General features: G+C 51.0%; 21 protein-coding genes and 4 pseudogenes. 15 read left to right on the forward strand and 10 right to left on the reverse strand.

The window, feature by feature from the left end; genetic code table 11:
- Positions 1 to 87: 87 nt before the first annotated feature.
- From FHL07_RS07110 to zorD, 5 genes and pseudogenes are all read left to right on the forward strand, one after another.
- Positions 88 to 804 (forward strand): annotated as a pseudogene (locus FHL07_RS07110) (UvrD-helicase domain-containing protein); the annotation flags it as partial.
- Positions 805 to 1,548: 744 nt separating this feature from the next.
- Positions 1,549 to 3,741 carry a type I Zorya anti-phage system protein ZorA1 gene (zorA1, locus tag FHL07_RS07115; protein WP_138738260.1) on the forward strand — a complete coding sequence of 731 codons (2,193 nt, stop codon included), beginning with the start codon at positions 1,549 to 1,551 and terminating at the stop codon, positions 3,739 to 3,741.
- Between the two features lie 12 nt (positions 3,742 to 3,753).
- A complete protein-coding gene (zorB1, locus tag FHL07_RS07120) occupies positions 3,754 to 4,497 on the forward strand; it encodes a type I Zorya anti-phage system protein ZorB1 (protein WP_138738261.1) in 744 nt (247 codons plus the stop codon).
- On the forward strand, positions 4,494 to 6,143 hold the full coding sequence (zorC, locus tag FHL07_RS07125) for a type I Zorya anti-phage system protein ZorC (protein WP_138738262.1): 1,650 nt from the start codon (positions 4,494 to 4,496) through the stop codon (positions 6,141 to 6,143). Before zorB1 ends, zorC begins: the two co-directional genes overlap by 4 nt.
- On the forward strand, positions 6,143 to 9,391 hold the full coding sequence (gene zorD / locus FHL07_RS07130) for a type I Zorya anti-phage system protein ZorD (protein ID WP_138738263.1): 3,249 nt from the start codon (positions 6,143 to 6,145) through the stop codon (positions 9,389 to 9,391). Before zorC ends, zorD begins: the two co-directional genes overlap by 1 nt.
- Positions 9,392 to 9,589: 198 nt before the next feature.
- On the opposite strand, the gene FHL07_RS07135 is transcribed toward zorD, so the two are convergent.
- The 3 genes and pseudogenes from FHL07_RS07135 to FHL07_RS07145 form a co-directional block, all read right to left on the reverse strand.
- On the reverse strand, positions 9,590 to 9,916 hold the full coding sequence (locus tag FHL07_RS07135; RefSeq protein WP_138738264.1) for a hypothetical protein: 327 nt from the start codon (positions 9,914 to 9,916) through the stop codon (positions 9,590 to 9,592).
- A gap of 471 nt (positions 9,917 to 10,387) precedes the next feature.
- Entirely contained in the window at positions 10,388 to 11,803 is a 1,416-nt protein-coding gene (locus FHL07_RS07140) for a tyrosine-type recombinase/integrase (protein WP_138738265.1), read from the reverse strand.
- Between the two features lie 303 nt (positions 11,804 to 12,106).
- A pseudogene (locus FHL07_RS07145) lies at positions 12,107 to 12,804 on the reverse strand (tyrosine-type recombinase/integrase); the annotation flags it as partial.
- Positions 12,805 to 12,994: 190 nt separating this feature from the next.
- Here FHL07_RS07145 and ykgO point away from each other — a divergent pair.
- Positions 12,995 to 13,150 carry a type B 50S ribosomal protein L36 gene (gene ykgO / locus FHL07_RS07150; RefSeq protein ID WP_095002911.1) on the forward strand — a complete coding sequence of 52 codons (156 nt, stop codon included), beginning with the start codon at positions 12,995 to 12,997 and terminating at the stop codon, positions 13,148 to 13,150.
- A 2-nt stretch (positions 13,151 to 13,152) separates the two neighbouring features.
- Here ykgO and FHL07_RS07155 read toward each other — a convergent pair whose 3' ends face one another.
- The gene (locus tag FHL07_RS07155) at positions 13,153 to 13,494 is read right to left on the reverse strand and encodes a hypothetical protein (protein ID WP_238705511.1); all 342 of its coding nucleotides are present in this window, start codon (positions 13,492 to 13,494) and stop codon (positions 13,153 to 13,155) included.
- Between the two features lie 105 nt (positions 13,495 to 13,599).
- Positions 13,600 to 13,794 carry a hypothetical protein gene (locus FHL07_RS07160; protein ID WP_138738266.1) on the reverse strand — a complete coding sequence of 65 codons (195 nt, stop codon included), beginning with the start codon at positions 13,792 to 13,794 and terminating at the stop codon, positions 13,600 to 13,602.
- Positions 13,795 to 14,021: 227 nt separating this feature from the next.
- Between FHL07_RS07160 and FHL07_RS07165 the strand changes: the two genes are divergently transcribed.
- The 7 genes and pseudogenes from FHL07_RS07165 (at position 14,022) to FHL07_RS07195 (ending at position 17,507) form a co-directional block, all read left to right on the forward strand.
- Positions 14,022 to 14,558, forward strand: coding sequence for a hypothetical protein (locus FHL07_RS07165; RefSeq protein WP_138738267.1), 537 nt, complete (start codon positions 14,022 to 14,024; stop codon positions 14,556 to 14,558).
- A 405-nt stretch (positions 14,559 to 14,963) separates the two neighbouring features.
- A complete protein-coding gene (locus FHL07_RS07170) occupies positions 14,964 to 15,167 on the forward strand; it encodes a hypothetical protein (RefSeq protein ID WP_138738268.1) in 204 nt (67 codons plus the stop codon).
- 89 nt (positions 15,168 to 15,256) lie between these two features.
- On the forward strand, positions 15,257 to 15,511 hold the full coding sequence (locus tag FHL07_RS07175) for an antitoxin (protein WP_138738269.1): 255 nt from the start codon (positions 15,257 to 15,259) through the stop codon (positions 15,509 to 15,511).
- Positions 15,508 to 15,822, forward strand: a complete 315-nt coding sequence (locus tag FHL07_RS07180) for a type II toxin-antitoxin system RelE/ParE family toxin (RefSeq protein ID WP_138738270.1) — start codon at positions 15,508 to 15,510, stop codon at positions 15,820 to 15,822. The genes FHL07_RS07175 and FHL07_RS07180 overlap by 4 nt, the downstream gene beginning before the upstream one ends.
- Before the next feature lie 170 nt (positions 15,823 to 15,992).
- Positions 15,993 to 16,199 (forward strand): hypothetical protein, encoded by a 207-nt coding sequence (locus FHL07_RS07185; RefSeq protein ID WP_138738271.1) that lies wholly within the window; start codon positions 15,993 to 15,995, stop codon positions 16,197 to 16,199.
- Positions 16,200 to 16,298: 99 nt separating this feature from the next.
- Positions 16,299 to 16,604, forward strand: a pseudogene (locus tag FHL07_RS23815) (lysis protein); the annotation flags it as partial.
- A 108-nt stretch (positions 16,605 to 16,712) separates the two neighbouring features.
- Positions 16,713 to 17,507 (forward strand): DNA adenine methylase, encoded by a 795-nt coding sequence (locus FHL07_RS07195; protein ID WP_138738272.1) that lies wholly within the window; start codon positions 16,713 to 16,715, stop codon positions 17,505 to 17,507.
- 56 nt (positions 17,508 to 17,563) lie between these two features.
- On the opposite strand, the gene FHL07_RS07200 is transcribed toward FHL07_RS07195, so the two are convergent.
- The 4 genes from FHL07_RS07200 to FHL07_RS07220 form a co-directional block, all read right to left on the reverse strand.
- Positions 17,564 to 18,373, reverse strand: a complete 810-nt coding sequence (locus FHL07_RS07200) for a hypothetical protein (RefSeq protein ID WP_138738273.1) — start codon at positions 18,371 to 18,373, stop codon at positions 17,564 to 17,566.
- Positions 18,370 to 19,284 (reverse strand): hypothetical protein, encoded by a 915-nt coding sequence (locus tag FHL07_RS07205; RefSeq protein WP_178084372.1) that lies wholly within the window; start codon positions 19,282 to 19,284, stop codon positions 18,370 to 18,372. Before FHL07_RS07205 ends, FHL07_RS07200 begins: the two co-directional genes overlap by 4 nt.
- Positions 19,262 to 19,981, reverse strand: coding sequence for a hypothetical protein (locus FHL07_RS07210; RefSeq protein ID WP_138738275.1), 720 nt, complete (start codon positions 19,979 to 19,981; stop codon positions 19,262 to 19,264). Before FHL07_RS07210 ends, FHL07_RS07205 begins: the two co-directional genes overlap by 23 nt.
- A 253-nt stretch (positions 19,982 to 20,234) precedes the next feature.
- Complete coding sequence (locus FHL07_RS07220; protein WP_138738276.1) at positions 20,235 to 21,851, reverse strand: DUF4041 domain-containing protein; 1,617 nt, start codon at positions 21,849 to 21,851, stop codon at positions 20,235 to 20,237.
- Positions 21,852 to 22,063: 212 nt separating this feature from the next.
- Between FHL07_RS07220 and FHL07_RS23610 the strand changes: the two genes are divergently transcribed.
- Entirely contained in the window at positions 22,064 to 22,933 is an 870-nt protein-coding gene (locus FHL07_RS23610; protein ID WP_178084373.1) for a TIR domain-containing protein, read from the forward strand.
- A 170-nt stretch (positions 22,934 to 23,103) separates the two neighbouring features.
- Positions 23,104 to 23,928, forward strand: coding sequence for a TIR domain-containing protein (locus tag FHL07_RS07230; RefSeq protein WP_138738277.1), 825 nt, complete (start codon positions 23,104 to 23,106; stop codon positions 23,926 to 23,928).
- Between the two features lie 781 nt (positions 23,929 to 24,709).
- On the opposite strand, the pseudogene FHL07_RS23955 reads toward FHL07_RS07230, so the two are convergent.
- Positions 24,710 to 24,847: pseudogene (locus FHL07_RS23955) on the reverse strand (aldo/keto reductase); the annotation flags it as partial.
- Between the last annotated feature and the right edge of the window lie 20 nt (positions 24,848 to 24,867).

Genomic DNA, 24,867 nt, shown 5'->3' on the forward strand with positions numbered 1-24,867 from the left:
ACTGCAGCGCACCGGGCTCACCAGCACCGCAAAAGCCCAGGCCAACGATGGTCGGGCGCCCGACAGCCGTGCCCTGCAAAGTGCACTATGCATCGTGCTGCAAGGCTTGCCAGACAATATTCGGACTTACCTGGTCGTCCGGTGTTGTTTACCACGTTCACCAAAACACTTGCTGAGGACATCCGCCAACATTTGGCCTTGCTGTGCACACCGCAGGAGTTGGAGAAAATTCAGGTGGTAAACCTAGATCAGTGGGCTTCCAGTCTTCTGCGTCGTTTTGGTTACGCAAATAACCTGTTGTACAACGAAGGTGACCGTCGCCGCTTCTGGCAAGCAGCCATGTCGGCGATGCCTGCGTCGGTTGATCTCAGCTTACCGTTTATGCGTGCTGAATATGAGCGGGTTGTGCTTCCTCAAGCCTGCGAAACTGCTGAGGACTATATGCGTGCCAGTCGAGTAGGCCGCGGCGGTCAGCTTGGTCGTGCGATGCGTAAGTCTATCTGGCCGGTGTTTGCCGAATACCGGGCCCAACTGCAAGCTGCCAACTTGCGCGAGCCTGAAGAGGCCTTTCGTGAGGCCTCTCAATTGTTGGTAAAGGAGCAGCCCGCACTGGGTATTCGCTCCATGGTGGTGGACGAAGCTCAAGACATTAGCAACGCAGGCTTTGAGCTTATTCGTACTGCAGTAAAGGAAGCCGAAAACGACCTGTTTATTGTTGGTGACGCTCACCAGCGTATCTACCGGCACAAAGTCGTGCTTACCAAACAGCTATTGCCGGCAAGTGTTGACTCAAAAGCCAGGAACCCGTCTCCCTCGAGCCATTCAACGTTTGCCTCAGACTGCTTAACCTCTGCTGCGTGCATCCCCCAGAAGGTTTTTCGGAAGCTGGGTCGGTTATCAGCCTTTGCCAGGCTTGCGTGCTGGTAATGCCAGGTTCCGTCCTGATTAAGTACTACTTTTTGCCCATCATCTGTTGTACCAAGCATAACTAGCTCCTAGATCGAAGAGATTCAGAGGTGAGGCTATCCCTAAGGGCGCTCCACAAAGGCACATCATTACCAAGCCATCTTTATCGCTGCTGGTCAGACTGCGCAGCAGAGGCCCTATTTCGAACGTGAACCTGGAAACCTGGCTGTATACAAGAGACGACGGATGCATGCGCGATTGGGTTTCGTTGCCCGAGAGCTGCCGTCTTTGTAACGTAGCGGTTTGTATTGAGCATATCCAGCAGTCGGCACAAGGTAAAGGCGCTTAGCCATCATTCTATGAGGTTCATTTTTCGGGCCCGTAGTGATCAAGGTATGACTTTAGTCGTATTCGGTTAGGTCAGGCTCGGTTCAAGTAACTTATGGCTTTACCCTGATCGCAGGTAAGGCTATCGTGCTGGCATAAAGACATGATCCTGCCTGTTTTCGCTCTATCTGGAGCTCCTTTAAGACGTTCCTAACTAACAAATGCTGTGTCTTGGCCAGAGAAAAATAAAACCTTTTCTCGGTAAATTGCTGCCTTGAGAAAAGGCTTTTAAATCAAATGTTCAAAGGTGTTGGAATGGAAGGCTCATCATTTTTAAGTCTGTTGAAGGACGCGAGTGCGGAACAGCTGACAGCCCCGGTGTTGGTGGTCAGTGTTGTGCTGTTTTTACTTGTGGTATTCGTCTTCCGCTACTTACGGCCCTCCCTGAGGCTGGCTAAAAGTCTCGCAGAGCTAAAGGTTGCCCTTAAAAAGGCCAAAGCATTCGCACCTGCGCAGCGCCGCTCTGAACTTCAACGAATTTTTGCGGGCAGTTCGCTTGAGCATTCCTGGGATGAATACTCGGAAACGCTGCACGACCAGTATGAGTTTCGCGAGGGTGAGCAGGTCTTGGTTCGCTCGCGTGCGACGGCCGCCGCGGCTCATTTTTTCTCAGCTCAGAGTGTTGTCGATACGCCGTTGCGTACGGAATTTTATAAACACCTTCCCGGCATCCTGACGGGGATCGGTATTGTCGGGACTTTTTTCGGGCTTATGTTAGGGCTGCAAAGTTTTGATCCCAGTACCCCTGAGTTGGTTAATGCCAGTCTGGATAAGCTGCTAAAAGATGTATTTTTTGCGTTTGTCGGTTCTGTATTTTCTATTGGAGTTTCAATTCTGGTCACTTTGGTCGAGAAGTGGCGCTTAGGCCGTTGCTACACATTGCTTGAAGGCCTGACCGAGACTCTAGACAGCCTGTTCGATAGCGGCGTGGGTGAAGAATATTTGGCTGAACTCGTACGCTCCAGCGCCGAGAGTTCGATTCAGACGCGTCAACTCAAAGACAGCCTGGTCACGGACTTGCGAGAAATGCTGCAAAACCTCGTTGATACTCAAGTGCGTGAAAGCCTGAAACTGGCTGACACCTTGTCCACGACTTATCGCGATTCAGGTCAGTTATTGGCTGACCAAGTCAGCGGTGCCATTGAGAACAGCCTCAAGCAGCCCCTCGAAACCATCGCCGGGGCCGTTCAAGCAGCCAGCGGTGCCCAAACCGGGCAAGTAGAAGGCATTCTAAAAGATGTGTTGGTCGCTTTTATGAACAAGCTGGAAAGCACCTTTGGCCAGCAGTTTAATGGCCTGCACGACTTGATGGGGCAATCGGTGGCCGCCATGCAGTCCATGCAACAGGGCTTCTCGACGCTTATCCAAGATATGCGTTCGGCCAGTGATTCGTCCAATCAGACCAGCTCGACGATGATTGCGCAGTTGCTGACGGACATGCATTTGGCCCAGAACGCCATGCAGGCGGGCATGAGCGAGATGTTGGCGCATTTGCAGGAGTCCGTGGCGCGTATCGGCAATGAAGGTGAAGGCGCGGGTCAGCGTATGGCGCAGCAGATGGAAAAACTGTTTGCTGACAGTGAAGCCCGCCAACAAGCCATGGCTGAACACCTTCAGGCGTTTGTCGAGTCTATCCAGCAGAATATTGGTCATGGCCAAGAAGCGACCATGTCAAAAATCGCAGGCTCGGTGGATGTCCTCGGCGAACAACTTTCGGCGGTGTTCTCGCAACTTGAGCGTGGTCAGCAGCAGATGGACCAATCTACGCGCGCGGCGCAAGCCGACTTGCATCAAGGCACGCGGGATTTGGTCGGTGGCCTGGATGAGCAAGTCAAAGCCCTGCTACAAACGGTGGGGGTGCAGCAGCAGGCGGCGCAAGACACGATCAAGGCACTGAGTGCGCAAACCGAGCAGCATTTACAGAGCATGCAGGTGGGCGCCGATAAAATGCGTGCCGCAGCTGAGCGATTTGAAACTGCAGGCCACAGTGTAACCAAGGCCAGCGACTCGTCAGCCAGCTTGATGGGGGCTGTTCAGGTGGCAGGGGCTGAGTTGGGCCAGGCAACCCGCGAGCTTACGGCCGTGGTGTCGGACTATCGCAATAACCGCGAAGCACTGGCCACAACCTTGGCCGTGATTGAAGGGGTAGTAGCCAGTGCTCACGGTGAAGCCAGCGGCCGTACCCAGTATTTGCAAGACCTCAAAGCGCAGAGCGAGCGTTTGCAAGCGATGAACCGTGAAGTATACGAGTACCTCGACAACATCAGCGGTGTACTGGGCAATGGGTTTAAAGAGTTTGGCGATGGCATGGACGATGTCCTGCGCCGGACACTGGGCAACCTGGACCTTGAACTGGATAAAGCCGTCAAAAGTATTGCTGCAGGGGTCGATGGGGTGAAGGAAAGCATCGAAGATTTCAGTGATGTCATGGAAAAAATCAGGTCGTAACGGAGGCTACCCATGTTTGGTAAACAGATGCCTTCGGCGACGCGTCAGAAAGATGAAGGCGAAAAGCCGTTCTGGATATCCTTTGCTGACCTGATGACGGCGATGATGATCTTGTTTTTGGTGGTGATGGTCGCGTCCTTGAGCTCGGTGACCCAACGCATCAAGCAGGCTGAGCAAGGTGAGAAGCAACGCACCCAGGATATTGGGCGGTTGTGCGAGCGTCTTCAGCTCACTGCCAAAAATTCAAACACGACTATCTTGGTGGACTGCAAAGACAATCGTATCAGCTTCGGTGAAGCGGGGCGTTTTGGGCATAACCTCTATTCGCTGAATGCACAGGGTCAAAACGCCCTGCAAGAAGTGGTGCCTTTGATCCTCGATGCGGCAGACAGTGAAGAAGGGCGTAAGTGGTTCAAACAAGTGGTGATTGAAGGTTTTACCGACACGGTCGGTTCTTACCTGTACAACTTGCATTTGTCCTTGCAGCGCTCCGAGTGGGTGATGTGCAGCCTGCTCGATAGCCGTAGCCCGCTGCAAATTGGTCTGTCCGCCGAACGCCAACAGCAGATTCGCTCGATGTTTCTGGCCGGGGGGGTGTCGTTCAACAATGCCAAGGGCACCAATGAAGAAAGCCGCCGGGTCGAATTGAGAATGCAGTTCTATGGCTTGAAGGAGAAGGAGGGGGCGTTGGTACCAGAAATACCGGTATTCACTAACATTGAAGCTGAAAGGTGTCAGTTGGCGATGTCGCGATGAGCGGATCACTGGCAAAGCTGGCAGCGGCCATCGAGTTCCAACTCACCGGCAAACGCATGGGTATGGCCCCAGAGCCTCTGCTGCGTTTCAGCCACTTACAAGCGGCGAGTCATGAGTTGTATCAGCGCTATGAACGCGCCGAGCAAGCATTGCCGCCGCCACACCTGAAACGACGAGAAGCCATCAACAAGTTCAGAAACGAACAAAAGCTCAATCCTTCTGAGTGGCGGATGGTGTTTTCAGGTCTGGCCGATAAAAGTGAGCGTGTGGCGCCCATTCTTGAAGAAAGTCAGTTGTATGAACGTGTTCACCATCAGGTTCAGGAGCGTATTCGCCAGCGTTCACTGAGCCGGCGCGACTGGCTGGCGCTGTGTTTCAGCTACTTTGGCTATGAGTCCGAGATGCCGGATGCCAATTTCAGTTGGTGCACGCTCAGGCAAGATATTAAAGATGGTTTGGAAAGCGTAAAAGGCCGGCAGGTACGTGAAAAGGAATGGATTCGTATTGTTCAGCAGTACGAAGAGCTATTCACTGACACGGCAGGTGAAGGCCTGGGCGAGCAGATGTTCAACGGCGAAATTGACGATTTGTCGGTGTTGCAGACCATCGCGCAAATCCCTGACAGCAGTTGGCTGTGGCGGCGAATTTTCAATGTGCTGCTGTCGCGGATTTTTAATCTGGATGATGTGGAGTTTGAGTACCGCATAGCCGGTTTTATTGCCCTTGGGACCCAGCACCCTAAATACGTACACGATATTTTAAGTGCTTGTTTATCGCGCTATTACCTTGCGTCGTTCCGTGAAAAACCATCATCCATATTGAAGCAAGCCGCTCTGGATAACTGGGGCAGCCCGCAAATGCGTTCCAGAGAGAATCGTTGGCTTCAGCATGTGAAGCCCGATGTGTGCGCCATGGTGGTGGCTTGGTTTGCCAAGGAAGATTTGGAGCACTTTTTCAACTTGTTGAAAGGCGATGCTGAAGTCGACCAAGCGCGCTTGTTCTACTGGTTACGTTTTACCAATCAAATGAGTTACACGCGCATTGTTATGGGAAGTGCTGCCTGGATTGATCGCAGCCAAGACTTTGTTCATTTTCGTGAGAAGAACAAAGGGCGTTTGAGTCGTCTTGAGGGTGCGCCGATGCATAACAACGCAGTGGTTATGCAGATTGGGAATTACCTGTTTGTCGAGTTTTCCGGGACGGGTAATGCCTGCTTTGTGTACCCGGTGGATACGTGCCCATTCAATCCGGATAAATTTATGTTGGATTTGAATGACGACCTTAAGCAGCGAGGGCGTAAACCCAAGCGTTTATTACATACGCCAGTGCCTTATTACCCCAACAAAGTAGAAGGCTGGCTCAGTAAGTTTGACGACGAGTTACGCGCTTTGGGTATCACCCTCAATGGTCATATTTCTACGCAGCCTGTCCCTCTACCGATGCATGCCACACCGCAGTCAGTGTCTATTGAGGGTAAGGTTGGAACCGCTTTGGTAGGCATTCCCCATACTCTGCATGACACGCGCGCCAAAGGCGGCGCGTTGTACGTGCAACTGGAGCGCCCAGATCCAACCGCGATGGCAGCTTTGCACCGGTTAGGTTTCAAGCAGGTTAACGATCAGCCTTTGCGGTTCTGGAGACATTGATGTTCAAGCGTTTTCTACCAGGTAAAAAACGTCAGACTGGCAATGCGGCTGAGTTGCCTTTAGTGCTTTACTCGGTCGAAGAGCAGGGCCTGTGTTACTCATTGAGTCTGGCTGATCAGGCCGATTCATGGCCATTGGCGCTGTACCTTGATCAGTTGCAGGAAGAAGAGTTTGCTTGCCAACTGAGTGATCGCTGGTTGCTGTCCTGGGATGAGCTTTATCGCTTGATTGAAGATCCCGAGCACCGCAGCAGTCTGGGGTTATTGGGACTGCCTCCGCTCACAACGTTGACTCCTCAACTGGTGAGTCAAGGTAGCCTGGCCTCACCTGATTTTAAGGTTTCAATCAGTGGTTGGCGTGATCAAGCCTCGGGTGCCATGGTCGCTGTGCGGCGCACTGGTGCAATGATTGAATATGGCACTCAGATTGAAATGCTGTCTCAGGCCTCATGGCGGCTACTGGGTGCGGTGCGCCATCTTTACCTGGCGCAGCAGGAAGCTCCCGGCGAACTGACCAACCAGATTGGCTGGTCGAGTATTCGTAGCCTGGCTTTAAAAGCCGGTGCAGGGATGGACGGTTTTCTGGATAAAACGGTGGTGGTCAAGCCTGAGAGTTTGCGACTAACCCCGCGTAAATCCATGGTGGGCGATACCCCGGTCATCGAGCTCGTGCCTTCTTTTGAGGGGCAACCTGCCAATTGGCTTTCCAGTTTCGATGGCCAGCAGCAGGTACAGGATCGCTATCGGGTTACCGACGATGATGGTTCGCTGACCCATGTGCTGATTGAGCCTGAGGTTAAATCCGTACTGGATTATGTGCATACGTTGCCGGGCCGCCGCGTAGCCGGGGATGATGCCCTGTCCTTTGTGCGCAATCCTTACAGTGCCTTGGGGGAAAGCGCGAGCCAGGTTCTCGACGCCACCGTCTACGAAGAGGGCTTAGTAGCAGCAGGCATCTTTTTCCACCGCTTCAGCCTGCACACTCAAGTCGATGAACCAAGCCAACGCATCAAACAGATCACGTTGACCCTTGAGCCGATCGCCCCTACACCACAGGCTTCGATCGAATTGGCGTTTCATGCGGCGTTTGAGTTTGCTCCTTTCGTCAGTGAGCTCGAATTGAAGCTCGCGGCGGGGATGCCAGCCGGATTCTGGCAGGGCTATGAGCTGGAACTGAGTGACTTCGATTTGCGCCAGTTAGCAGGCATCAAAGAGCTGCTCAAACGCTGGCAAAGTGAAGCCATGGGCGCTGAGTTCGATTCGGTGCTGGATTTATCGCAGTACGGCGATCGAGTGACGGGTATTGGTGAAGCCGAGCGCATTAGCTCCCCTTTTCTGGTCAAAGAGGCCACAGAGAACTGGTTGCCTAAAGACATTGCCGACTTGGCACAGGGGGCTGAAGCATTCGGTCGTTGGGACCCCTCTGACAGGGCCCAGTTTGACGACTTCGCGCAACGCTTGGAGGACGCTCGTGCCAACGGCGAGCAGACCGTGTTATTGCCCGAGTCAACAATTGAACTTGCATTACCGGCGGCACAGCAACTGCTTGACGCCTGGTCGCAAAAAATCGCCCCGGTTCCAACGCCTAAACCAGACGTGGAAAAGATCGGGCGTGCGGTTCTGCAAATCGGTCAGAATATCGATGAGCCCAACTACGTTCAGTTACGCCAAGAAGCATTGCTTGCAGGGCTTGATGCTGTGCCGCAATTGCCCACATTGCTTCAGCCCCACGTGGTGCTAAGGGATCATCAGTTGCAAGGGGTGGCCTGGCTTCAGCACTTGTTCAAGTTGTCACCCACCGATGTATCGGGCTGTTTGTTGGCAGATGACATGGGCCTGGGCAAGACCATTCAATTGCTGACTTTTCTGGTTTGGTATCTCGAGGCCTATCCACAGGACAAACCAGTATTGATCGTTGCGCCAGTGTCATTGCTGGATAACTGGGAGCGCGAGCTTGGCCAGTTCTTTTATGCTGACGCATTGCCAGTGCTCAAACTGTATGGCGCTGCGTTGAGCGCGGTGAAGTTTAAAAAGGACGAAATACCCGCTGATATCAAAGCCAAGGGCATTAAAAACCTTCTACGCCCGGGTTGGCTTGGTGGTGCCCGAATTGTGCTGACCACTTACGAAACCCTGCGTGACCAAGAGTTCTCACTGGCGCGTCAGCAATGGTCCATTGTGGTGTGTGATGAGGCGCAAAAACTCAAGAACCCTGCCGCCCTGGTGACCCAAGCGATCAAGGCGATCCCTGCACGTTTTCGTGTTGCGTGCACCGGCACGCCGGTTGAAAACTCGCTGATCGATCTCTGGTGTTTGTTCGACTTTATTCAGCCCGGCTTTTTGGGTGGATTGAACCAGTTCGGTCGTGAGTATCAGCGTCCGATTGAAGCTGCTCTCGAGCGCGATACGGTTGCTCTTGAGCGACTGCGAAAACTCATAGAACCGCAGACGCTACGCCGGACCAAGCAAGACGTCGCCAAGGACTTGCCGGCAAAAATTGAAGATCGCGGGTGTCGCTCGCTGACCATGCATGGTCTTCAGCGTGACCTGTATCTATCCGAAGTGTCGGCCTATAGTCGTAAGCAGCAAATCGAAGAGCAACTGGATCAGAAAAGTTCAGGCATGTTGGGTTTGCTGCATAAGCTGAAATTGATTTGCGCCCACCCCTATAGCGTGCAGCCGGATGCCCGTTTACGTGAGCACTCACCAAAAATGCAGTGGCTGATGCGCACGCTGGAAAGTATCAAGGCCGCGGGTCAGGGGGACAAGGTCATCGTCTTTACCGAACTTCGTGACATACAGCGGGAACTGCAACATGCCATTCAAGAGCGTTTCGGCTTGCGTGCCACGGTGATTAATGGCGATACCAGTACGAGCAGCGAGAGTGCCATAAGTCGCCAGAAGTTGATTGATCAGTTTCAGGCGCAACCTGGCTTTGGTGTGATCATTTTGTCGACCATTGCGGTTGGCTTTGGTGTCAACGTTCAGGCGGCGAACCATGTTATCCACTTTACGCGGTGCTGGAACCCGGCAAAGGAGGATCAAGCGACAGATCGTGCGTATCGAATCGGACAAACCAAGGACGTGCATGTGTATTACCCGACCGTGCTGGACAGTGGAATGACCACCTTTGAGGCCACGTTGGATCAATTGCTCAGTAAACGTCGAGAGTTGGCTCAGGATATGTTGAGTGCAGCTTCTGATATTCAGATGTCAGATTTTGATCAGCTACTTGAAACTCAGAAGTGAGCATGATTATTGTTTATGTGGCGATTCAAACTGAGTAGATTGGGTCATCAATCTACTGGTCTGTCTCTTTGATTGGTTTCACGAGCAGTGTTTTTAGGTATGAACCTGTATGTGTAGCAACTCAGGCTTGATCTGACAGTCACTGGATGTTGGGTGGTGACTGTCAGGTAAGGTTCAGGCAAAAGGGTAGGGGCGTGACTATATAATAATATCCATACGAGGACCGAGTCCGTCGACGAGTAATGTAATATCGGCCCGTATCTCGCAACGCGCTTTATAGGCATCAATGACACCTCTCAGCTCACGATCGATAATGTCCCTTGCTTCCTCTCTTTTTTCACAGACTGTTTCCGCTGTCAGTGCCAACCGACCGGAAAAAGTGGTTTCGACAGTGGAGAGCTTACTCCAGTCAGGGCTCTGTATGTTGGCGATGCCTTTTCTTACTTTGTCAGCTGCTTTGGCTGCATTATCAGTGCCCTCAATCGGGGAAATCGAATAAGTGAATAGGAAGTGGTGTTTTATCATTTGGTTCGACCTTGTGCTGTAATGGCTAATTGTGCCGTGCGCTGTGCTCGGTTTAGAGCGACAGTATCATTTTAGGCCGGAATGTAAGTGCTTTTTCTAATCTGGCTTGATATAAAAATGTATTCAATTGTTTGTGTGGCTATGTTTTTGTTTGGTCGTCATTTTTAGGGTTTTTGATGTTTCTCATTCTGATGTCATACGCTTTGAAATTGGTTGTTGGATTTGATGTTGAAATGATGTCTGTGTTTTTTAGTGGTGTTAAAATTTAAATGTGAGCAATGTTTAGTAAGTGTTTCTCAACTGCTTATTCCGTAAAAATTTGTATCTTGCTATGTTCTGACCTGTTCAGAGTCATCGCTCGAGTCAGCGACTCCACCGAGACCTTGAACATTTTGAGAAAACCAGGCACCAAAGATTCATTAATACTGTTGCAATCGCTGGAGCATAAAGCTTGTGCTTCCGCAAGACTGATTAATACTTAAAAGACAGTTGAGTATCATCTTGCGGTGATGTGTTCAAAATTTCTTGAAGCCGCTCCCCTAGCAAGTCCCAAGCCCGTTTTTTCTCCTGCGCATAATCATAATGCAGGTAATGGCGTCTCACCCGGGACCCGGCCAGAACATGGTTTTGGCAGCGATCAATAACATCCAGACTAACCTCCAATGCTTGCATCATGGTAGCCCCGGTGCGTCTCATATCATGAGGTGTCCAGCATCCGTTTTGACCATTGGCGAGCACCAAGGTGTTGTCATGACAACGACGGGAGAGGGGCTTACGCAGCTTGAACTGCGCTTGCCGATCACCAATTTGTTTGCTGACGACCTTACTGTCGACAGGCCCTTCATTATTTTTCGCCGGGAAGCACCAGGGCGTATGGCCTGTTAATTCATGCAGCTCTTTGAAGGACTCAAGCGCAAAGGCTGAAAGGAATACATGGAGATCCTGTTTTTTGCCCCGAGGGCCTTTTACATTTTCGCTGGGGATTAGCCAGGTATGGTTTTCTAGGTCAACATTCCTCCACTCAGCCTTGAGCAGTTCGCCAATGCGGCACAGGGTGGCTAAGCAGATCCATAGTGCTAGTTGCGTCTCTTTTTTCAAGGGCCGTATACCGTCATATTTTTGGCCGGCGGGTAGGGCTGCGTAATCGGCTGTCATCTCTCTGAATCTATCGCTCAGTTCAAGCAGTTCAGCCGGTGACAGGATGCGGCTGCGTTCTGTTCCATAATCAGCGGGTATGAGATTGGCGATATCGACTAATTCAGTCGGATTGCCATCGATCATCAGAGCGCGCCAAGGCTGACGTTTGCTGGCCCACTTGAACATTTGGGTAACGTCCGCAAAAAAGCCGATCGCTTGTCGGTTGGCCTCGCGCGCAAAAATGTTGCGCAGGGCATTGCGTAAATCATGTTCGGTAATTTCACGCAGAGGGATTTTGCCCAGTACCGGGTAAAGATCTTTGGCGAAGCGACGGCCGAGCTCGGCGCTATTATCCTTTCTGGCGACGCCATTAAGCAGCCATTCTTGCGCCAGGTCGTATACGGTCAGCTCTTGTTTTTTTAGGGTTTCGGCCAGGGCTAATTGTTCGGCAGCTTCGGTTTTTCGTTGATGGCGATCAAAGCGTTTTTGTTCGTTGGGGTTAAGTCCAAGTGCGATGCACTGGCGTGCGTTATCCCTGATTTCGCGTATGGCTTTCAAATCTGCGCCTGGCCAAGTGCCGCACGCATGGCGTGAGTACTTACCCTCCCAACGAAATTGATAGTAAAAAGACAACGAGATGCCTTTCTGTGTGAGCGCCACTTTGGCAGACAGGCCACCTTCGTCCCTTATCGTTTTTCCTGCATCCGCAATTGTTAGTGCCTGGAGGTATTTGACGGTGAGTTTGGTCATGGTTTTTCTCCCGTAGACGGGACAAATTTACTCCCACATTTACTCCCACAAAAGCCCCAGATAGTGATGGATTTGAGTGGATGTCCTCAGATTTAACAAGTTGCTAAAGCCTTGTATTTAAAGGGCTATAGGCAATTTTAAATCTATAGACGTCTACTGAAATATGTTGTTAAACAGATGGGGTGCTAGGGGTCGAGTGTTCGAATCACTCCGTCCCGACCATATTATTCAATGACTTAGCCACCTTATGGGTGGCTTTTTCATTTCTACCCTAGTGACTTTTCGAGTGACCTTGGGTTTCTGCTATCCCTGCCTCCTCTTCAGGATCGTCAGCGCTGGTGCGCGTGAGTCGGTTACTGATACCTTGTTTGCAGCCTCAATCAGTTGGTCCAGCTCTGCCGCTGAGTAGTGACTGGTGATGCTGCCGTTCTTATGGCCGAGCAATGCTTTGCGATCCTCCTCAGTCACGCCTGCTGCACGCAGCCTTCTCCCAAAAGTGTGCTTCAGGTCGTGAATGCGGATCCGGGCGAAACCATCATGTGCCGGCCGCAAATACTTCTCCTGCCATTTCTTCGCCGCCCTGACCCTGGCCTTCTTCCAGGCTGAGTCATTCATCCGGTGCAGCGCAGTACCGTTGTAAGGAAACACCCATTCCTTGCTGATACCACGCTGCTTCTCAATGATCGACTTGGCCACGTTGTTGAGCACCACCAGGCGCTCATCACCGTTCTTCACTCCCGACCGCTCATGCTGGCCGCCAAAATCGGCCGGTATCAGAAACACACTGGTGCCCAGTTCCGCTACCGCAATCTCCCAATCCCATTTCAATTTGCACACCTCCTGCTCGCGACAGCCCGTGTTCACCTTGAACAAGGCCATCGTCTGCAAGTGGGCGGGCAACTCCCCAAAAAGAATCGACTGCTCTTCCCAGGACATGGGTTAGGGCTTGCGGCTAGATTTCTTCTCTTCCAGTTTTTCAGCATGGGCACGCTGTCCAGCCAAAGCAGCTTTTGTGCACCGGGTATCGGTCTTATCGACTTGATCCCAGATCCGCATATTCATGGACACGACAGAATCCTTACCGCGATGCACGCAGCGTCAAGATGGGTGGGGAAATATGGGTTGATAAATATTCTTATTCGCATTTAAGATATGTTATTACGTTTCAACTCGCCGCAAGGAGCCTCACCGATGAAAGTGCTGTCCTCACTCAAAGAAGCGAAAAATCGTCACCGTGACTGCCAGATCGTTAAGCGCCGTGGCCGTATTTATGTGATCTGCAAAACCAATCCGAAATTCAAGGCTCGCCAGGGCGGAGCGAAGAACAAGAACAAAGGCAAGGGCTGACCTTACGCAACGTCGGCTTTGCGTTGATCCGCCCGGTCGGCAGCAAAGTCTGTCGCCAGTTCCTTGGCGCGGGTCTGGCCGTACTCATTGGCTCGGGGACGAATCAGTGACTCGGCAAGATCATGCAGGGCCGTAGGGTGTTGCCTGGACTTGGCCGGGCCCAGAGCCGAGCAGGCCAAGTCGTAAGCCTTGCCATGAACGCGGCTCCCGCCGGCAATGATTTCGCAAATCATCTGCTCGATCGGGTATTCGCGATTGTCGGTCAGCAGCGGGGGCGATGTGTTCTTGTGCCCCCAGGTGTTCGGCCAGCGCTTCGTACAGCGACTGTGGTGTAACCAAGGCAACCGGTTTGCCGAAAGATCGCGGCGCCGTGACGGTGTCGCCGCAGATCAGGCTGTTGATGGCATCGTAAAGCCAGTCCGGGCCTTCGACGGTATCCAGAAAGTCAGTCATGGCAGCGACTCCTGTTCGAGTTTACGTGCGAAAGCACAGGCATCGTTATGCTCGCGGCGAAAGCCCTTCAACTTGCCGGTACCGGTATCGACGATGTGGAAGAACTCGCCACTCACTGGCACTACCCGGTAGCGCGGGGCGCTCTTCGGTGGGGTGGAGCCGGCAAGCCCGAGGCGAAGCGCGACGGACATATTGCGGCGCTGGTTTATTGCGAGCGCTACATCACAGCAAGCGCGTTGACTTGGGCCATGGTCGCCTCCAGAGCTGGGGAATATTCATCTTCACTTCTTTCGCTGACATTCATGGGGGTGAAATGAGTTTTTGAAGTTGGCTAGGATTGAGTATTTATGCGCTGAAATTTAATGAACCCTTTGAAGGGGAGCGCTTCTAAAGTCATTCAGTTCATCGGAGGCGTGCTGTGACTAAGATCCTCACTGAGGAAATCCGGCTTCATCAGGAGTCGCCCTCGGACGTTTTTCTATTTGGCACTCCTAAAGATCGTCTAGATTTCTATCGGAGAGAAATTCACTATGAAACAAGTTTGCTCTCGAATAGAACGAACGCATATTTAACGGCCCAATCGTTCTTGGTTATTGCGTTTGCCTCTTCAATGGCGAACCTCAATCCCAGATGGGGCGAGCTTTTTACCTTGGTTGTACCAACCTTGATGGCCATCCTAGGAATATTTAGCTCATTGCATGCCTGGCCTGGGTTTAGGGCCTCGTATGTCATCATTGATCATTGGCATTTCAAACAAAGTCACTTATTGCGAAGTGACCCGGTTATGGGGGAGGCCTATGATGACTCACCCTTATTTAACGAAAAAGAATCGAGTCAGCAGGGGTATCGCAAATCGCTAATGTTCTCTATGAGGACACCATGGCTATTTGTAATTTTTTGGGCGCTGCTTGCAGGTTTTTGTATTTATGTTCAGCTCACTAATTCTAGTCCGTGAGCCTGGTAAACCTTTTCTATGATGGCTGACATTTCACCGAGACTTTCCACAGCTTTCATTCCCCCCAACCTGCTCAGCGAGCGGTCTGCAGTGATGCTTTCCGTTCAGGCTGCGCTATGCGTCTCGCGCTCTGCCTGAATGCGCAGGTAAATCTCCTCCCGGTGACCCACCGCGTGTGGCCAGTCAGAAGATTAACTTTATGACGCGGGAGCTATACGACAAGGCAGCAGCGCTTAAAAGCGCAGCGTTTGCAGATGTTGTGGGTTCCGTGGCGAGCAGAGCGATTATTGATCAAGGGACGAATGCCAGCGGCAGCTTTATAAAGTTTGCAGATGGCATGTTGATCACATGGGGTATACGCATCATCAGTTATGGCGCAGGGGGTGATCTTCGCGCAGGACGCGGTTGGCGCCTTTGATTGCTGTCGAAGTTCAGTGGATCGAGCAGGAGCGTAATTTCGTGGCTGAGCAGTTGGAGGCCATCGAGGATGGCGAGCAGGTAGCGGGCACAGAGCGCCTGTGGTGTGACTACCGTAATCAGGTTCGAGCCTGGAAACTGGATGCAAAGGGCTATCCCGATTCAAACATGCGGCCATTACGCCCAAGCTAGCCTGGGAGAAGTCCCGGTCGTCCAGTCGATGGCCCACATTCCCACATTTGTGCGAAGATCAGGGCGTAGATCACGTATGGAGTTGCCACATGAGCCGCCTGACCATCGACATATCCGAGCAGCAGCATCAGAGCCTGAAAGCGTTGGCCGCCTTGCAGGGCAAGACGATCAAGCAATACGCCATCGAGCGCCTGTTTCCGGGCAATGTCGACAATGATCCGGCATGGCAAGAGCTCAAAGGCGTACTGACCGCCCGCATCAATGATGGCCTGGCGGGCAAGGTTTCAGACAGGAGCATTGGTGACATCCTCGACGAAGAACTATCCGGGGAAAATCGGGTTTGAGCGGTGCCTACGTCCTTACGCTTGAGGCTGAAGCCGACTTGCGCGGGATCATCCGCTACACGCGCCAACAGTGGAGTGACCAGCAGGTGCGTGTGTATATCGGCAGACTGGAGCGCGGCATTGCGCGCCTTGCCGCCATTCAAGGCGCTTACAGGGACATGAGCGACCTCTACCCGACGTTGCTGATGGCTCACTGCGAACACCATTACGCATTTGCCCTGCCGCGTGAAGGTGGACCTGCTTTGATCGTGGCGATATTGCATGAGCGCATGGACCTGATGACGCGACTGGCCGAACGGCTGAACAAGTGATGTCTTGCTGAAATGAAACTGCAGTACCGAACCCCGCCAAGTGCGGGATTTTTTTGTCTCGAGATAGGCATGCCTTCCAGCGAAGCAATACTTCAGCCCATGTCGTTGGAAATGATGGCATAAAGCCTGCTACAGTCGGCGCCGAAATTATCCAGGTAAGGAAGTACCAAGTGAAGGGCATCCAGTTTTTGGCTGTAGTCGGCGCGGCATTGTTGATGAATGGCTGCGTGGTGCAGAGCACCTATAGCAAGACTATTTCAGTGACGAAAGATGCCAACGGCAAGATCATTCAAACGGTTGAAAGCGAAACTGTGGTTCAGCCAGCCAATGGCTATCCAATGCGCCTGGAGAAAATCAAAGGTATCCAGCCACAGTAAATACCTGCACCGATTCAAAGAAACCCGCCGAGTGCGGGTTTTTTATTATCTAAAGAAACTCATGCCCATCACAGCGCGGCAACTGCTGCTGATCCTCCCGAAACCGAACGCACCGATCTGGCCAATGCCAACTCTGCGCAAATCCTGGCAGAGCAGGGCAAGCGCCTCGCCCTGGAGCAATGGCTGGCAGCCAGTGACCAATCCCATTACCGAGCCCTGACCGATGAGAAAACCAAACAGGCACGCCTGCGTGATCGCCTTGCCACTGCCGGCGGCGTGGTTTATGGCGCCCATAGAGCCCAATTTGACCCAGCGCATGCTCAACGAATTATCGGAATCACCAGCGACGACGATCAAGGACTGATCGCGCTGCAGGCCTGTCAGGCCTACGCCAAAGAAGTATCAGGCACACCCGCAGATCATTCCTGCAAGTCCAGTCAAGACTCCTGCTTCGAGCACAAAGCGGAGCGTGCCTAGCACCTGTTTATTTATACAGCAAAGGTCTTGCACATTATGTCTTCACCCATCATCCCTTGGATGGGCGGCAAACGCCGCCTGGCCGACCGCCTTATCCCCCTGTTCCCACCCCACGAATGCTACGTCGAAGTCTTCGCCGGCGGCGGGGCGCTGTACTTCCTGCGCCCACAGCCTGCTCCCGTCGAAGTGCTAAACGACATCAACGGTGACCTAGTGACCCTGTACCGGGTGGTGCAGAACCATCTGGAGGAATTCGTGCGTCAATTCAAGTGGGCTCTCAGCTCACGGCAGATATTCGAGTGGCAAAAGATGACCCGCCCGGAAACCCTGACCGACATCCAGCGCGCCGCTCGGTTCTTCTACCTGCAGCACCATGCCTTTGGTGGCAAGGTCACAGGGCAGAACTTCGGTACCGCAACGACTGCTCCTGCAATCAACCTGCTGCGCATTGAAGAAAACTTGTCTGCAGCCTGGCAGCGCCTGGCCGGCACCTACGTCGAAAACCTGCCCTGGCTTGAGTGCGCAGAGCGCTACGACCGGCCACACACCTTCCACTACATGGACCCGCCTTACTGGCAGGCCGCTGGATACGGCGTGGACTTCCCGTTTGAAAACTACGAGCGCATGGCTGACTTTATGCGGCGCTGCAAAGGCAAGGTGATGGTCAGCATCAACGACCATCCGGATATTCGGCGGGTGTTTAAAGGGTTTCATTTTGAGACGACCGAGATTCGGTATACGACCACGAATCAGAGGCAGGGGAAGGCTGATGTGAGTGGCGAGCTGGTAATCATAAACTGGGAACCTGCGGCATTGGGAAAATTGTTCTAATCCATGTGCAGCGCGAGATTGGTGCCTCGCGCTTAATACAGATGACACATACGCAATCACCATATGAATTTGCCATCAAACTCTATACCCTCGGCATTTTTAATAATCTGGAAATCGTACATTCCGTATTTGTATTTTTTTGTGATTTTTAACACAAAACTAGCTTCCATTTGTAATGAGCGTTCAGCGGAGCTAGGCTTAATTGCATAGTTGCGAGAAGATTCTAACGCTACACCACTATAGGCAATTGCATCTAGTTTTGGGTTTCGGCTAAAAATCAAGTTGGCTAAAATTCTAGAGTGGATATAGTTTGTGTGTTTTGCATTTTCATCTTTCAATAAAGATGATAGGAATGCATCTGTAAATACAAAGCTTTTACCGAAATCATGAGGCATATTTTTCATGAATTCGATTAATAGGTCTCCCACTGTTTCAGATGTTAGGCCACTTCCCCATCTATTTATATGGGTTATTTCTCCAATTGTAGCACAGCAGATAGTGTGGTCGGCTTTCTGCTTGTAGGCGACTGTGTGTATATAATCGCCTTCGTTTGCGTTTATTTCATTTAGAACTGAAAACTTGTTGGTTGATGTATATAATATTGGGTCGTTTATTTCGTTAAGTCTTCCTTCTCGTGTGAGGTGCGTGGGTGGGGGGCCAAGTTCTGATGTGTTATCAAAGCCATTTTGGTCATTGCATTTTCTCGCGCGCCAAAACGCGCTGTCGTATTGGAATTCATAGTTTATGACTTGGTAGTGGTCGAGTATCAGGTTGAGTTTTTCACGTATGAACTCCGAGTTTGTACTGTTTAGTATTGAAGATGATAGCTCGTCAATGAGTGCAAGGGGTAATGTGCTGAAATTCATTGATGAGCTCTATTGATCTGGTAGCTGTTACTGCTCGTTAATCGATTAAGCGCAGGAATTTCCGCTTTGAAGAGACCAGCCAAGATAAGGCATGTTTCTGTAAACATAATATTTACGTTCTCATCATCAGACATGATCCCATCAAAATATGTGCCATAGGCGACGAGAATCATGTCAACTAGGTCGTTACGAAGTCTATCAGGCCTCATGTTGCGCATGCCTCCTCGTGCTGAGCGCGTAATGGCCATGACATAGCAGGCCAATGAAAATCTAAAAATCAGGGTGTTTGGTAGTTCTTGGGATGATGGGGTTTTTCTGACGATAGGCGCATTTTCAAATATCTGACCTGTGATTTGTAATAGTGTTCTGGCTAACCGTTCTACCATGGAGGGCGTGTACACCCGTTGCTCACGAAGAGTTGCCCGTTCTTCTTTTGTATACTCATTGCCTAATATCACGAATGCTTCGCGCATTTGCTCTGTGTCTATTAACATTTTATCAAGATGCTCGTTTGCTGATTTTCCCAAATCAATAAGTTGCTGGCGGAGGAGAATGTCTCCTAACTCAGCTTTGCGAAGATCGTGGGCGAACTTCGGAAATTCGGAGGTTTGTGCTTTATCTATGAGTCTTCGTTGCAAGTCTTTCTGTCTTCCACTCATGCCGCATATTTTTGCGGAGCCTTTTAGGATTACTACTTGAGAGGGGAAATCAGACACTACACTCATGGATTTAAAAATACTATTAAGTGTGTCGCCCTTATACGCCTCCATTGCGGAGAAGTCGGTTAGGATTGCACGATTTTTTGGGTTGGTCAGGAAATCTCGGAGGTTGGGGTGTTGCAATTGGTTACTATCGATTATTAAGTGCATTGACTGCTTCCCATGTTTTTTAATATTGTTGAACTGCTTCAACTACTTGTTTGAATGCAGGTTTATAGATTAATATTCGTTCGAAGGGGGTAGGGCCAATGCACTCACCTGCGGGCCAGTTAATATCCTGGTCCTGTGATGGGTCCCAGAACTCAACAATGAAAAGCAACCAGTAGATGTCGCACGGATTATATTGCTTGAGTTTATTAATTTTCTGCGCAACTAGTTCCTTTACTCGGGCAATTGATAGCGTCGGAACATCAAAGCTCTGCTGATGTCGCCAGTTACTATTTCGATACTCTTTTCCATCATGATAAATAAAACGGAGTTCAGGGATAAGTTCGAACGCTTTGTAGCTCGAGTACCCTTCATGTTCTGATGAGATTTCCTGAGCAATAACAGCTAGACCCTTGGCAATTTTTGTTATGTTGTTGCGCATGATTGGATGCTGGGGATCAAAGTCAATCGAAATCTCAATTTTTCGCCCGCCGCTTGATAGGTAAAGTTGCTCCGCTTGTGCAATTACTTCGCGACGCATAATGATTTGCTTTTGCTCGCATTTAGTGTTTTTTCCATCAACTTTGTAAAGATGAGCGATTTCGATACCTAATTTTATATCACCATGTATCAGTATGTCAGGCTTGTCGGAGTATTCGATTGCGCCGCAGGGTATGGGGTAATGTTGAGCAAATTGCTCAAAGTATTTTTGCTCAAGGATCTGCTGGTCAGTGAGTTTCATTGAGAATGCCTGATTTATTGACATTGAATAACAGTGTAGACCAAATATATGTGAGTTTATCTATACGCTTGATCTATTCCGGCCTAGACTTTCGTGCATTGCTGAAAGTTTAGTCAGTCTTGAAGCACTCGGTCGGCTCACCTTTGAGCAATATCATCTGTACGAGGCGTTCTTTTGGCGTGGCTTGGGCCAACTATTCTTTCGCCAGTTCCGGCACAAGTGTCGCTTTGCGCCGGTCGTGAGTCGCCCTGGTTTACATCTCCTCTACTTCGCTCTCCACTTCATGTTCAAGCTGATAACGCGTCCATTGCTGCTCAATCACCGGGTTTTCCTGGATCTGCTGCTCAATGCGAATGGTCTCGCGATATTCGTGAGCTTCAGCTGCCATCGTCCAAAGGGTCTCAACGCCAAGGCTTTCGAGCTCAGTTCGAATCTCACTGAGCCCAAGGCGGAAAAACTCCTTACGCGGATTGACCTTGTTCATCTGACGGCGCAGGAAGTGGCGGTGCAGGGTTTTTTCCAGGCTAGGTGCGTCATCGCTGAAAATCATCGCATGCACGTCGAATTCGAATGGAACACTTGCATCCCCGAGTTCACGAATGCGGTCTTTAGGTTCCAGGCGACGAGTCATGCCAATTTTGAAGACCTCCTCGCCAAACGAGCCGACGTTAGAAATAACGTAAACATGGCCGGTTCTGGTTTGCTGCGCCATTGAAAGAGCGCGCTGGTTTTTCTCTTCTGCAGCCTGGAGCTTGAGTTCAAGCTCGCGCAGCTTGGCTTCAAATTCCACGCGCTGGGCATCATTGGCATTCGCTGCTTGCTGAAGAACCTTATCCATCGCTTTTTTGATGGTGTCCTCTTCCTTGGCTGCGTCCTTCATGGCGCGTTCAAATTCACGGCGGGCTTTTTCTTCTTCGCGTATTTGTTCGCGCAGTTGACGCTGCTCCTCGCGGTCCTGTTCTTTCAATACGCGAGTCGTTGCGGCCCACTTCAGCTCTTCCAGCCGAGAGGTGAGATATTCGTCTGTGATGCGTGCGTTTCTGAATGCGGTGCCGTTATGGTTTACCAAGGCAAATGCATCGCGGATCTCTTGCTCCAGCTTGCCGTGGTTATCAGCTTTGTTTCTGGAAAGGATTGAGTCGACTTTGCCGTTGAATGCATCAATGACAAAGCGGATAGCGGTGTCACGTCGATTGGATTCTGCGTAGTCGCAGGTAGCAGCCCGTCCGGCCTTGACCATCCAGCGGCTCATCTCACGGGCTGCTTTGAGTTTCTGACCAGCTTCAGTGAAAGAAAACTCTTCAGCAAGGTCATCAAGCAAATTGTAGGTGGGCACGATGTAAGCATCACCGTAGCCTTCGATGATGTTCTTCATCGCTTTTGCTGTATCAGCAAATTCCTTTGCCCGGTTCATGGCGCTGTAAGCGTCACCTGCAATTTCTTCTGCGCGTTTATTTGCGGCTTCAACAATCCTGCTCGCAGTTGCGCGGGCTGAAGCTATTTCCATCTCGCTGGTTATCAGCTCTTCTTTTGCCATGCGTTTCGCTTCATGCAGCTCGACTGCAGCAGCTATTTTCGACTGGGCGAAAACACTCTCAGCTTGTGTGTTGAGTTCTCTGGCGTGGGCCTCAGCATCGATGATGGTTTGATACTTGGAAAGGGCATCGACGCGATTCTGTAAGGCTGTATTTTCCTGCCCCTGGCGGTCGACACGGCTCAGTAGCGCTAAATTTTCTTGCTGCTGGCGATCAATGATCTGCTCTCGTTGGCGGAGTTCAGCAGTCAGCTTGGCTATGAGCTTTGTGTTTTTTACTGCGACGACCAGCAGCGCAAGGGCGCATAAGCCGAAAATGATGAGGAACAGTTCCATGTGATCTCACTCGAGCGATTCATTAGATTCTTAAGTAGGCAGTGGCGTTTAGCCATCTCGATGCGAGCAGGGTATCCGCCATTCGCGCAAAGGGGTAGGAGAAGTATTTGGTACTGGGGGAGGAGGAGCGCTTGGAAGGGGCGGTTTTGTTGTGTTACACATGCCGCGTGAGATGGCATGATGGGTTTATCATTGCACAGTAAGGAATAATCATGGCGAGGAAGGCACCACCACCAACGGCGATCCAGCCTAAGCTTTATCTGGATGCCAGCCAGTTAAAACGTGGGATAGAGCGACTTCAGCAACGAATCACAGATTTAGATACTTTTGACCTAAGCACAATGCGGCGTTCGACTTCGCCTGAGCTCCAAGCTTTGGAGCGTAGTATTGAGGATACATTGGAGCGATGCTTTGGTACTAATACAACCGCCGCCAATCGATACAGCGAGGCGTACAAGCTCCATCATCGTACAATGATGTGGGTTTCCGGTATGCCCGATCCCGACTACAAAAGAATTACGGGAGAAAAGATAAGCAATTCGAAGGCATCACTTGGGCAGGCGATCAACGCTTTGAACACGGATCTTGAAGATCTCGACCTCATCGTGGAGCTCAGTCATCCTGTACGATCAGGCTCATTAGGAGGCTCGCCCCGAGTGTTCCTGGTTCACGGACATGATGAAGCGGTTCGCGAAACGGTCGCACGGTTCATTGAAAGACTGGGTATTGAAGTAATAATCCTTCATGAGCAGGCCAATGGCGGCCGTACCATCATCGAGAAAATAGAGCATCACTCCGATGTTGGAATGGCTGTGGTTTTGCTAACACCTGATGATGTTGGTAGTAAAGTCGGAGGGGAGCTTGAGCCCCGTGTCAGGCAAAATGTACTGTTGGAACTTGGATATTTCATGGGAGCGCTTGGTCGTGACAAAGTATGCGCGCTAAAGTCGGGCGATGTGGATATTCCTACGGACTTTGCTGGTGTAGTTTGGACGTCGATGTCTGGCGAATGGAAAACTGTTCTCGCGCGCGAGCTCAAAGTCGCAGGTTATGAGGTCGATTGGAACAAAGTAATGAGCTAGCCTGGGAGTTGTAGCGTATATGGTTTTTTGTATTGTTTCCAATCCATCTGGCTACCAAATGACTGCGGCCCAAAGCTGTGCTGAGCTAGCGTTGTCTCGCTAAGCGCTATGATTATCAAGTTTCACGCTCTATCCCTTGAGCGTACGAACAATAAAAACGGAACCCCCTGATGAGTATAGTTTTTTTGCAGAGTCACTTCGATAAGGTCAGCTACTTGCAAAACCTTCTTGCTGCGCGAGCAACTGGTAATGCGGCCGACCCAGCTGAGTATGCACAACTTAGGCGTCAACTACTAAGTGATCCTGAGATCGGGCAACGACTTCCACCATTTGTTAAGCAGCATGGAAGCCTCGATTCTTTTTGGGCATGGATCAAAGGGAAGTTCAGTTCTTATGCCGAACGTAGAGCCTATCTGTCTGAGCAGTTTACCCCGTTATTAGATTTTCTCGACCTGCCGAATGACGAAGCTTCTCTGCCAGTACAAACCTTCAAGGCGGAACACCCAAGTGTCGGAAATATAGATGAGTTACTTTCGCCGGTAGTTGCAAGGAACAAGCGAAAGGTGTTCATCGTTCATGGAAGGGATGATCTCGCTAAGTACGAGGTAAGTCGGTTCATCGAGGGGCTTGGCCTAGAAGCAATTATCCTGCATGAACAGGCCAATGCGGGTATGACCATTATTGAAAAGATTGAGCGCTATACTAACGATGCAGATTTTGCTCTCGTATTGTACACGCCGTGCGACCAGGGTAGGGGATATCACGAGAAGCAAGAAAGTCCAAAGGATCGGGCTCGACAAAATGTCGTATTCGAACATGGTTACTTGATGGCGAAGCTTGGTAGAGAAAATGTATGCGCCCTGGTCAAAGGCGTAATCGAGACTCCTAACGATATAAACGGTGTGGTATATGCGCCTTTAGACCAATCAGGTGCTTGGAAAGTAGAAGTGGTTAAAGAGCTTAGAGCTTGTGGCTACAGAATCAGCAACTGGTAAAGCGTGTGCTGCATCCCAAAAATGGCCGGGGATACACCAAAATCTGCGCAAAACCCACCCCACAGCCCCCGGTTTACCGTTTGCCTGCGCACGAATCGCAGTACATTTTGCCATCATGCAAAATTGTATTTTTCTTTTAATTACAATGGGTTGCGATATTTTACGAGGGAACATGGGGTGCTAGGGGTCGAGTGTTCGAATCACTCCGTCCCGACCATATTATTCAATGACTTGGCCCAGCCTAATCCGTTGGGCTTTTTCATGCCTAAAAAAAGACCCCTACTTGGACCCTTACCAACCGGAAACTTGTGCCTGTTATTGCTCGTGGCAATCAGGGCTTGAAGTTTGAGTTTGTGCCCAGGCGAGCATTGCTGCCCAGCACATACCAGCAGTTCTCGTCGTTTATCTGCCATCTTTTGCAAAGCAGAGCCTGTGCCGGGTGATCGCGAGAAGGCGGTCAGTTGGAGGGTATGCCCAGCGGTGTAACAGCAGGACGGGAGACAGGCACAACAGAGACGTGGTAGGTATCGAGATGGCTAGGACCTAGGACCTAGGAGATAAGGCTGCGTGCTGCTCGGCTGACAGGTAATCTGCAAAGCCTGCGTTAGCCTGTGCAAAGCGTCTTAGGGTTTGCCAGATGATCTTTGCCCGTTCGATTCTCAACGTCTTGTTGCGCAATACGCTACGGCCACCCAGGCGGTCACTGGGCCAAACACCACCGCAATACCACTCAGCACAATCAACAGGCGAGCAGCAGATCCTGACGCTTTATCGTTGCTCATCGCCTGATCGCCGAGCGGACCAACGTAATGGCTTGTGGTGTGTCCGTCGTCGTGCCGCCGCCATGGCTTAAACCCATGCAGTCCAGTCCCGGCGCTGATACTTCGAGTTAACTGTTGCCGAGTGTGCGCATGTGCATTTCGATCCCCCGATATTCGC

This window comes from Pseudomonas sp. FSL W7-0098 (assembly GCF_005930585.1).
Lineage (GTDB): Bacteria > Pseudomonadota > Gammaproteobacteria > Pseudomonadales > Pseudomonadaceae > Aquipseudomonas > Aquipseudomonas bubulae.